General features: G+C 72.3%; 10 protein-coding genes and 1 tRNA gene. 6 read left to right on the plus strand and 5 right to left on the minus strand.

The genetic code is table 11. The features are described 5' to 3' along the window. The first annotated feature begins 200 nt into the window (after positions 1 to 200). On the plus strand, positions 201 to 1934 hold the full coding sequence (locus tag IIE03_RS16050) for an ATP-binding cassette domain-containing protein (RefSeq protein WP_192863754.1): 1734 nt from the start codon (positions 201 to 203) through the stop codon (positions 1932 to 1934). Positions 1935 to 1986: 52 nt separating this feature from the next. Here the strand turns inward: IIE03_RS16050 and IIE03_RS16055 are convergent, their stop codons facing one another. From IIE03_RS16055 to IIE03_RS16065, 3 genes are all read right to left on the minus strand, one after another. Further along, complete coding sequence (locus IIE03_RS16055; RefSeq protein ID WP_192863755.1) at positions 1987 to 2709, minus strand: hypothetical protein; 723 nt, start codon at positions 2707 to 2709, stop codon at positions 1987 to 1989. A 125-nt stretch (positions 2710 to 2834) separates the two neighbouring features. Continuing rightward, a complete protein-coding gene (locus IIE03_RS16060; protein ID WP_192863756.1) occupies positions 2835 to 3404 on the minus strand; it encodes an NUDIX hydrolase family protein in 570 nt (189 codons plus the stop codon). A gap of 202 nt (positions 3405 to 3606) precedes the next feature. Next, positions 3607 to 4074, minus strand: coding sequence for a hypothetical protein (locus IIE03_RS16065; RefSeq protein ID WP_192863757.1), 468 nt, complete (start codon positions 4072 to 4074; stop codon positions 3607 to 3609). A 144-nt stretch (positions 4075 to 4218) separates the two neighbouring features. Here IIE03_RS16065 and IIE03_RS16070 point away from each other — a divergent pair, with 144 nt between their 5' ends. From IIE03_RS16070 to IIE03_RS16090, 5 genes are all read left to right on the plus strand, one after another. Continuing rightward, complete coding sequence (locus IIE03_RS16070; protein ID WP_192863758.1) at positions 4219 to 4794, plus strand: dihydrofolate reductase family protein; 576 nt, start codon at positions 4219 to 4221, stop codon at positions 4792 to 4794. An 81-nt stretch (positions 4795 to 4875) separates the two neighbouring features. Further along, positions 4876 to 5286, plus strand: coding sequence for a VOC family protein (locus IIE03_RS16075; protein WP_192863759.1), 411 nt, complete (start codon positions 4876 to 4878; stop codon positions 5284 to 5286). Between the two features lie 100 nt (positions 5287 to 5386). Beyond that, on the plus strand, positions 5387 to 6172 hold the full coding sequence (locus IIE03_RS16080; protein ID WP_192863760.1) for a LamG domain-containing protein: 786 nt from the start codon (positions 5387 to 5389) through the stop codon (positions 6170 to 6172). A gap of 31 nt (positions 6173 to 6203) precedes the next feature. After that, positions 6204 to 6752 carry a GNAT family N-acetyltransferase gene (locus IIE03_RS16085; protein WP_192863761.1) on the plus strand — a complete coding sequence of 183 codons (549 nt, stop codon included), beginning with the start codon at positions 6204 to 6206 and terminating at the stop codon, positions 6750 to 6752. Between the two features lie 103 nt (positions 6753 to 6855). Next, positions 6856 to 8154, plus strand: a complete 1299-nt coding sequence (locus IIE03_RS16090) for an alpha-L-fucosidase (RefSeq protein WP_192863762.1) — start codon at positions 6856 to 6858, stop codon at positions 8152 to 8154. 27 nt (positions 8155 to 8181) lie between these two features. Here IIE03_RS16090 and IIE03_RS16095 read toward each other — a convergent pair whose 3' ends face one another. Further along, positions 8182 to 8562 carry a DoxX family protein gene (locus IIE03_RS16095; RefSeq protein ID WP_192863763.1) on the minus strand — a complete coding sequence of 127 codons (381 nt, stop codon included), beginning with the start codon at positions 8560 to 8562 and terminating at the stop codon, positions 8182 to 8184. A gap of 319 nt (positions 8563 to 8881) precedes the next feature. Further along, positions 8882 to 8954, minus strand: a tRNA-Lys gene (locus tag IIE03_RS16100).

Here is an 8954-nt window from a genome sequence, read left to right on the forward strand (position 1 = left end):
GCGTGGCGGGCCCAGACGCCCCGCCACGCTCCGGTCCCGGACCCGGCCCGGTGTCGGGAAGCCGCCTCCCCCTAGCGAACGGCTTCCCGGCGCCGGGTCGGCTGCTCCGTCGGAACGCGGGGCCGTGGGAACGCAGAGGCGTGGGAACTCTGTACCCATGGCAACCACTCTGCATCCGTGGGAACCAATAGGGTTCTCCCATGCACCTCGTGGCCGACGATCTCGCCTTCTCCTATCCCGGGCGGGACGTCCTGCGGGGGGTCGGCGTGACAGTGAACTCCGGGACGCGGCTCGGCGTCGTCGGCGAGAACGGCTCCGGGAAGTCCACGTTCCTGCACCTCCTGGCCGGGCAGCTCGACCCGACCGGGGGAGAGGTGCGGCGGGACGGCACCGTCGCGCTCGTGGAACAGGAACTCCACCCCGTCCCCGGGCAGACCGTCGGCGACCTCGTCGCCGCCACGCTCGACGGCCTCCGGCGCGCCGCCGCCGAGCTCGACGCCGCGGCCGCCGCCTTCGACCACGAGGCCGGCGACCTCGCCGAGCTGCAGCGCACCCTCGCCCGCGCCGAGCACCTCGCCGCCTGGGACGCGGACCGCCGCGTCGACGTCGCCCTCACCCGCCTCGGCGCCCCCCGAGACCTCGGCCGCGGGCTCGCCGAGCTCAGCGTCGGCGAGCGGTACCGCGTCCGCCTGGCCTGCCGTCTCGCCGAACGAGCCGACCTCCTGCTCCTCGACGAACCCACCAACCACCTCGACACGAGCGCCATCGAGTTCCTCACGGGCGAGCTCGTCGCGTGGCGCGGCGGAGTGGTCGTCGTCACGCACGACCGTGAGCTGCTCGACGACGTCGCCACCGCCATCCTCGACCTCGATCCCTCCTGGGACGGCAGGCCTGTCCTCTACGGGCAACCCGGCTACCTCTCCTACCGGTTCGCCAAGAACCAGGCACTGCACCGCTGGCGCCAGCGCTACCGGGCCGAGCGCAAGCGCGCGGCTCGCCTCGCCGAGGTGCTCGACGCCTCCTACGAGGGCCTGTCCGACGAGTGGCGCCCGCCCAAGGGCTCGCAGAGGCACCGGCGCGCCACCCGTGCCCGCATCCACGTCAAGGCCGCCGACCGCCTCGCCCAGAAGCTCGAGGCCGAGGCCGTCGAGGTGCCCGTCCCGCCGCCGGCGCTCGCGTTCCCCGACCTGCCCGCGATGTCGCCGGGCTGGGACCCGGGCGAGGCGCTGGTGGAGGTCAGGAACCCGCGGGTCGTGGTGGCTGACGGCGGGGAGCCTCCGGGCGAGGCCTCCGGCGCGTGGCCTGCGCGGGATGCCGCGGCGGCCGGGTCGGCTACGTCGCCCGGGAGCTCCAGGAAAAGTGTGCCAGGCGTTCTGCTGGATCTGCCGGGCACGAGGGTGGCGGTGCCGCCGTCGGGCCGGCTGCTGGTGACGGGGCCGAACGGGACCGGGAAGTCGACGCTGCTGCGGGTGCTTGCCGGGGAGGCCGGGCTGGCTCGGGGGAGTCGTGTGTCCCGGGAGGGCGTGCGGATCGGCGTCGTCGGGCAGGAGAGCCCGGCCCTGACGCCCGCAGCCGCGCGGCGGACCGGGTTCGAGACCGCCGCCGACGAGGCGCTGTCGCTCCTCGCGGCCGGGGAGCTCGATCCCGACCACGTGGTGGCGGTGGCATCCCTCGGCCTGTTGTCGGAGGAGGACCTGGACCGGCCGCTCGGCGAGCTGTCCGTGGGCCAGCGGCGGCGGTTCGAGCTGGCGCGGGCGCTGCTGCACGTGCCGCACCTGCTGCTGCTCGACGAGCCCACCAACCACCTGTCGATCGACCTGGTCGACGAGCTGACCCGCGCCCTGACGGCCACGCCGGCCGCCGTCGTCGTCGCCACCCACGACCGCCGCATGCGCGAGGAACTCGCGGACTGGCCGGAACTGATGCTGTCGTGACTCCCACCCACCGCCTGACCTCGACCCGATCCGGCGTCGGAGAGGGGCCGGGCTAGAGGATCGTCGCGCCGCGTTCGCGGCCCAGGTGGGCACGGATGGTCGTGGCGAGGTCGCGGAGGTCCGTGTCGGCGCGGTCCACGGCCGTCTCGTCGAGGGTGACGCCCAGGAGGTAGCGGCCCGAGCCGTGGTGCACCTCGACGACGAAGACCGCGCCCTTCTCGACGTCGAGCACGAGCCGGAGCACGCGGCCGGAGTCGAGCTGAACGAAGTCGTCGTCGAGCAGCTCCACCATGGCCCGCAGGCCCTCGCCGTAGCGTTCGTAGACCCGGCGGTGCTCGTCGGCGTCGGCGAGGCCGAGGAGTGGCGCGAGCGCGGGGTCGTCGAGCACGTCGACCCGGAAGATGCCCTTGCCGCGCGTGTGGTACTGCAGGTAGTGCAGGGTGCTGGGCGCAAGGCGGGCCGTGCAGAGCGCGACGACGCCGTCGGTCTCCGGGCCGTAGGGACGCAGCGCGTGGTGCGAGACGTGCTCGGTACGCGCCTTCAGCTCGCGATCGGCGCGCGCCTCGGCCCGGCGGGCGCGCAGGTGACCGAGTTGGTCGACGCCGAACAGCAGGGCGCTGATCCCGCCCAGCACCCCGACGAACAGGATGCCGCGCCGCAGGCTGAAGTTCTCGTCGAGCAGCGACGCCATGCCCAGCTCCACGAGGAACGGGAGCAGGAGCGAACCACCCAGGCCGGTGGCGACCTTGCCGGCGAGCTTCGTCTGCCTCTGCATGCGCCTCCCCGTCCGCGGGTGCCCCGGGTGGCACCTGGGAAGTTATACCCCATCGAGGGGCATCTCGGACGGGGCGCTGCCGGGTGCGGGGCGCCGTGCGGTGCGGCGGGCGGCGCGCGGAGACCTCAGTTCAGCCGGCCGACGTGCGCCATCGCCTGCCGCACCAGCGTGCCCTGCCCGTTCATCATCTCGGCCTGCACGGTGTCGGCGCAGGCCTCCTCCGGCGTCATCCACGCGAGATCCAGCGCGTTCTGCTGCGGGCGGCAGTCACCCGTCACCGGCACCACGTAGGCGAGGGAGATCGCGTGCTGGCGCGGGTCGTGGAACGCCGTGATCCCGGGAGTGGGGAAGTACTCCGCGACCGTGAACGGCTGCGGCGACGGCGGCACCTGCGGCAGTGCCACCGGGCCGAGGTCCTTCTCGATGTGGCGGAGCAGCGCGTCCCGCACCCGTTCGTGGTACATCACGCGGCCCGACACCAGGGCGCGTGTGATCGCGCCCTGCGTGTCGACGCGCAGCAGCAGGCCGACGGCGACGACATCCCCCGAGTCGTCCACCCGGACCGGTACCGCGTCCACGTACACCAGCGGAAGCTGCGCACGCACGACAGCCAGGTCCTCCTCCGTGAGCCAGCCGGAGGTCTGGGAGTTGTCGCGGTAGAAGTCGTCGGCAGGGTAGTCCGCGGTGTCTGTCACGGACCTTTTCTACCAGGATCGGGTGCGGAAGGCCCGAAAAGCCGCGGGTCCCGGACCGGCCCGACGGCGTGTCGCCGCGAGGACCGCGGGTCGCGGGGCCTCCGCCCCACCGACCGCGCCATTCCGGCGACCACGCCGTCGTGCGTGGTGGTTGCGGTCCCACGACGCAGGAAGGCGTGGTCGCGATGACATCTCGGTCCGACTACCGCGCGACCGCTGCCGGCCTGTCGTCGCGGGCGGTCGCCCGCGCTGCCCCGAGCGATCCGCGGACCTCCGGCCGGATCATGGCGGCGACGCCGGTCACCACGAGGGCGATGTGCAGCCCGCGCAGCACGGGGAACGCCGCCGAGGTGTCGCCGCCGAGGGCGTCGTACCAGCCCGTGCCCGCCGCCAGCTCCGCGGCCGGCGGCAGGACCATCGAGGCGAGGCCCAGGACGCCGAGGCCGAGCAGGAGGGCCCACCACGCCCACCGGCGGCCCCGCGCCAGGAACCAGGCGCACACGAGCGCCCCGGCGAACACGAGGCCGCGCAGGGCCAGCTGCGGGAGCAGGCCGCCGTCGGCCTGCGCGGGATCGATCGACGCGAGGACGATCGCGGTCTCGGCGATCCCGGCGAGGACGGCAAGCGCGAAGGCGATCGCGGACAGTGTGCGGAACGTGGGTTCGGTCATGCGTCCATGCTGGTCACACGGCGGCACGCGGGGAATGAGGCTGTCCTCCGCCCCGCGCGGTGGAGTTCCCCCGCCCGGGAGCGATGAGTTCCGCCGTCGGCCCTGGTCCGTACAGCCAGGACCGACCGCACCCAGGAGGACATCATGACCGCCACGTACACCTTCGACGTCTTCTCCAGCCTCGATGGCTTCGGCGCCGCCGGCGGCGACTGGACCGGCTACTGGGGCAAGCAGGGCCCCGAGCTCCTCGACCACCGGCTCGCCCAGTACAGCCAGGACCAGAGAATGGTCTTCGGCGCCAACACCTACCGGGCGTTCACGCAGCTCCTGGCCGCGAACACCGAGGAGGGCGTGCACGACCCGTGGGTCACCCGGATGCGGCACCTCCCGGCCACGGTGGTGTCCACCTCGCTGGACGGCCCTCTCGACTGGCCGGACGCGACCGTCGCGAGCGGCGACGCCGTCGACGTCGTCGCCCGGCTCAAGGAGGAGTCCGACGTCCCGCTGCGCTCGCACGGCAGCCTGTCGATGAACCGCGCGCTGATGGCCGCCGGCCTGGTGGACCGTGTCCAGGTGACGATCTTTCCCGTGATCACCGGCCGGACCGGGCTCGACGCCATCTTCGAAGGCGCGGAGGACTTCGACCTCGAGCTGATCGAGCACCGCACGCTCGACGGCCGCACCCAGGAACTCGTCTACCGGCCGAGCCTGCACGCCTGAGCGCGTGCCGTACGGGCGGGCGGGTGCCGCGACACGCGGCCGAGATCTTGCGTCTCGCGCTCGATGTGCTGCGCTGGAACGATGATCCCGCGAATCCGACAGGTGGTGCTCGACACCACCGACGCCCGCGCCCTCGCCGAGTTCTACCGGAAGCTCTTCGGACTCACCTACCGACCCGGCGACGAGCCGCCACCGCCGGGCGAGCCCGACCCGAACGGCCGCGACTGGTTGGTCCTGCGGAACGACGACGGCGTACCCCTCGCGTTCCAGCAGGTCGACGCCATGCCCAGAGCGACCTGGCCGGCCCCGGACGTCCCCCAGCAGCTCCACCTGGACACCACGGTCCCCGACGTCGCCGCACTCGCCGAGGCCCGCGACCACGCCCTCGCGCTCGGCGCCACCCAGCTCAACGACCGCTCGGAGGACCCGGAGGAGCCGCTCTATGTCTTCGCGGATCCGATGGGTCACCCGTTCTGCATCTTCGTCGGATGAGCCCTCTTCGCGCGCGGCGTCGGCCGTTCAGGCGTGGCTGGAGCGCCGGCGGGCCGTTCGTTCAGCGATCTACGGTGGGTGGCGAGAGAGAACGCGAGCCATGTCGACGCCGATCGAGAAACTTCCCCCGCCGCCGGATCGCGAGCCGGATCTCGACGACGACTTCACCGGGACGCTGAGCCCTCACCGGTGGGTGCCGCACTACCTGCCGCACTGGACGACGCCGGAACGGTCCGCCGCCCGGTACGCTCCGGCCGACGGCGGCGGGATCGCACTGCGCATCGAGGAGGACCAGCTCGACTGGCGTCCCGAGGACGCACCACTGCGGGTGTCCAACCTGCAGACCGGCACGTACTCCGGCCCGCTCGGCTCTCGACGGGGGACCCACCGGCATCGGGAGGACGGGCTGGTCGTGCGGACCGAGACACCACAGCGGCTGCTCTGGGCGCCGACGGCCGGGCGCGTCGACATCACCGTGACGGCGAGTCGGGACGAGGGCTGCATGCTCGCGGCCTGGCTCGTCGGCACGGAGCACACCGCCGAGGCCGACGCGGGGGAGATCTGTGTCTTCGAGATCGACACGGCTGCCGTCGGGGCGACCACCGTCGCGCGGTCCGGGGTCAAGGCCCACGGTGACCCCCGGATGACGACCGACATGGCCGAGGTCACCCTGCCGTTCGACGCGAGCGCCCCGCACACCTGGACGGTGCTGTGGGGCGACGGCGAGACCGTCATCGGGTGCGAGGGCGTCGTGCTGCGGCGCATACCCCAGGCGCCGGGCTACCCGCTCTTCCTCATGATCGACCTCTTCGAGATCGGCCCGCCCGGCGGCCACTACCCGAAGACCGCGACCGTCCACCGCGTCCGGGGCTGGCAATTCCTGTGACTCGGTGCCTGGAACTTCGTACCCTCCCGGCATGGAGCTTCGCGGAGAACTGCCGGGCGACGCGCAGGCGGTGCGGGACCTGCACCTGAGGGCGTTCGGCGAACACGGCCGCGTCGTCGTCGATCTCGTCGAGAGCCTGCGCGGCACCATCACGCCCGAGGACGGGCTCTCGCTCGTCGCCGAGCGGGACGGGCGGGTGGTCGGCCATGTCATGTTCACGCGGAGCCTGCTCGACGCGCCCCGCCGGCTGGTCGACGTGCAGGTCCTCAGCCCGCTGGCCGTGACGCCCGAACTGCAGGGGCGCGGCATCGGCTCGGCCCTGGTCCGGCACGGGCTGGAGGTCCTCCGCGGGCGCGGGGTCCCCGGCGTCTTCCTGGAGGGCGACCCGGGCTACTACGCGCGCCTCGGGTTCGAGCCCGGAGGCGGGCTCGGCTTCCGCAGGCCGTCCCTGCGCATCCCGGAGGCAGCCTTCCAGGCCGTCCGGCTCCCGGCGTACGAGAGCTGGATGACCGGGACGCTGGTCTACTCGGAGCCCTTCTGGCGGCACGACGCCGTCGGGCTCCGTGATCCCGGCGCGTAGTCCTGGCAGATCCCGGCACGTCGTGCCCTGGCGCTGTGCCGACCGCGGCCGACTGTGTACGTTCAGGCGCAGACCGCCGTCGTCCACGCAAGGAGACCGGACCATGACAGACCCGCTGACCTCGGCCGAGCGGACGGCCTGGTTCCGCCACGACCATTTCGGGATGTTCATCCACTACGGCACGTACGCGGTGGCGGGCCGTCAGGAGTGGGTGAAGTACTTCGAGCGGATCGACGACGACACGTACCGGCGCTACGCCGACCACTTCGACCCCGACCTGTACGACGCGCGGGCGATCGCGCGCCTGGCCAAGGAGGCGGGCCAGCGGTACGTGGTGCTCACGGCCAAGCACCACGAGGGGTTCTGCCTGTGGGACACGGCGACGACCGACTACTCGGTGGCCAGCACCCGTGGGCGGGACCTGGTCCGGGAGCACGTCGAGGCGCTGCGCGCCGAGGGGCTCCGGGTCGGGCTCTACTTCTCGCTGCTGGACTGGTCGCACCCGGACTACACGATCGACTGGTCGCACCCGCTGGGGAACCGGCCCGACGTCGACGAGCTGAACGCGACCCGCGACATGGGTCGATTCCGCGCCTATATGCGTGAGCAGCTCCGCGAGCTGCTCACGGGGTACGGGCGGATCGACTACCTGTTCGCCGACTTCACGCAGCCCGCCGTCCGGGACGGGCTGCCGGGCAAGTCGGCGGAGGACTGGGATGCGGCGGGCCTGCTGGCGATGTGCCGCGAACTGCAGCCCGCCATGATCGTCAACGACCGGTTCGGGCTTCCGGCCGACCTGGTGACGCCGGAGCAGTACCAGCCGGTGCGGCCCGTCGAGGTCGACGGCGAGCGCGTTCTGTGGGAGGCGTGCCAGACGGTCAACGGCGCCTGGGGCTACGACCGGGGGAACGTCGACGACAAGAGCCCGGAACTCATCGTGCGGATGCTGGTCGAGACGGTCTCCCTGGGCGGCAACCTGCTGCTCAACGTGGGCCCGACGGCGCGCGGCGAGGTTCCGGAGCGGCACGCCGACATCCTGCGCGAGGTCGGCCGGTGGATGCGCCGCCACCAGGACGCCGTCTACGGCGCCGGGCCGGCCGAGGACGCCGAGGCGCCCTCGGGCGTGATCTACACCCGGCGCGGCGACACGCTCTACGCGCACGTGCTGGCCTGGCCGTTCAAGACCCTGTACCTGCCGGGTCTGGCGGGCAGGGCCGCGTTCGCGCGACTCCTGTCCGACGGCACCGAGATCGTGATCGACGCCGGCTCGGAGGAGCCCGAGGAGTCCCACCTCAACCCGTCGGCGCCGCCGCCCGGCACGCTGACCCTCACCCTCCCGACGTGCCGCCCGGACGACCTGATCCCGGTCATCGAGCTCACCCTCACGAAGAACGAGGCCTAGCGGCAGGAGCCGGCCGTCTCCGTCTCTTCAGGCGCCGAACGGCTCGAGAACGAACCTGCCCCAGGCGATGAACAGTGCGACGGCGAGGTAGAAACCCGTCAGGGCCACGAGCTTGGGCTGACCGAGACGGGCGTGGGTCACCATCGCGCCGATCATCAGCACGACCCAGCACGTGGCCGTCACGGGAACCAGCACCGGCGCGATGCCGACCAGCGGCGGCACGATCAGACCGACCGCGGCTATCAGCTCGAGGACACCCAGGGCCTTGACGGGTCCCGCGCCGGTCGCGGTGGTCCAGGTGCCGTCCATCGCGTCGAGCCTGGCCTTGGGGATGAACGTCTTGCTGATACCTCCGAGCAGAGCGACCACGGCCAGCACGGCGGCGGCGATCCAGAGCGCGAGATCCATCGGCCCCTCCTTCGTCGTCAGAACACCCGATGGAGCCGCCGAGTACTGCCGCGGCTCCATCACGACGACGCATTCACCGAGCGTCCTGTGACGTGAGGCGCGTCACGAGCAGTGCTGCAAAGCCCCAGGGTGGTGTGGGGGCTGTTGCGCGGCGTCGGGGACTGCCTTGACGACCGCAGCGTTGCGCCACGCCGCCAGGGTCGCGCGCCGGTCGGCGACCTCGTCCGCACCGATGAAGTCGGGGATGGAGCTGCGCCCCCACAAGAAATGAATGAGGCGGCATGGCTCTCGAAGAGAGCACACGCCGCCTGCCGTTGAGTGCGCCATCAGGGACTCGAACCCCAAACCCGCTGATTAAGAGTCAGCTGCTCTGCCAATTGAGCTAATGGCGC

The sequence above is a fragment of the Myceligenerans pegani genome, assembly GCF_014892515.1.
GTDB classification, from domain to species: Bacteria; Actinomycetota; Actinomycetes; order Actinomycetales; family Cellulomonadaceae; genus Myceligenerans; species Myceligenerans pegani.

What these genes read in the sequence shown, in the direction of transcription:
- IIE03_RS16050 (WP_192863754.1), top strand. Translation starts at nt 201, where the DNA reads ATGCACCTCGTGGCCGACGATCTCGCCTTCTCCTATCCCGGGCGGGAC.
- IIE03_RS16080 (WP_192863760.1), top strand. Translation starts at nt 5,387, where the DNA reads ATGTCGACGCCGATCGAGAAACTTCCCCCGCCGCCGGATCGCGAGCCG.
- IIE03_RS16095 (WP_192863763.1), bottom strand. Translation starts at nt 8,562, where the DNA reads ATGGATCTCGCGCTCTGGATCGCCGCCGCCGTGCTGGCCGTGGTCGCT.
- IIE03_RS16075 (WP_192863759.1), top strand. Translation starts at nt 4,876, where the DNA reads ATGATCCCGCGAATCCGACAGGTGGTGCTCGACACCACCGACGCCCGC.
- IIE03_RS16085 (WP_192863761.1), top strand. Translation starts at nt 6,204, where the DNA reads ATGGAGCTTCGCGGAGAACTGCCGGGCGACGCGCAGGCGGTGCGGGAC.
- IIE03_RS16055 (WP_192863755.1), bottom strand. Translation starts at nt 2,709, where the DNA reads ATGCAGAGGCAGACGAAGCTCGCCGGCAAGGTCGCCACCGGCCTGGGT.
- IIE03_RS16065 (WP_192863757.1), bottom strand. Translation starts at nt 4,074, where the DNA reads ATGACCGAACCCACGTTCCGCACACTGTCCGCGATCGCCTTCGCGCTT.
- IIE03_RS16070 (WP_192863758.1), top strand. Translation starts at nt 4,219, where the DNA reads ATGACCGCCACGTACACCTTCGACGTCTTCTCCAGCCTCGATGGCTTC.
- IIE03_RS16090 (WP_192863762.1), top strand. Translation starts at nt 6,856, where the DNA reads ATGACAGACCCGCTGACCTCGGCCGAGCGGACGGCCTGGTTCCGCCAC.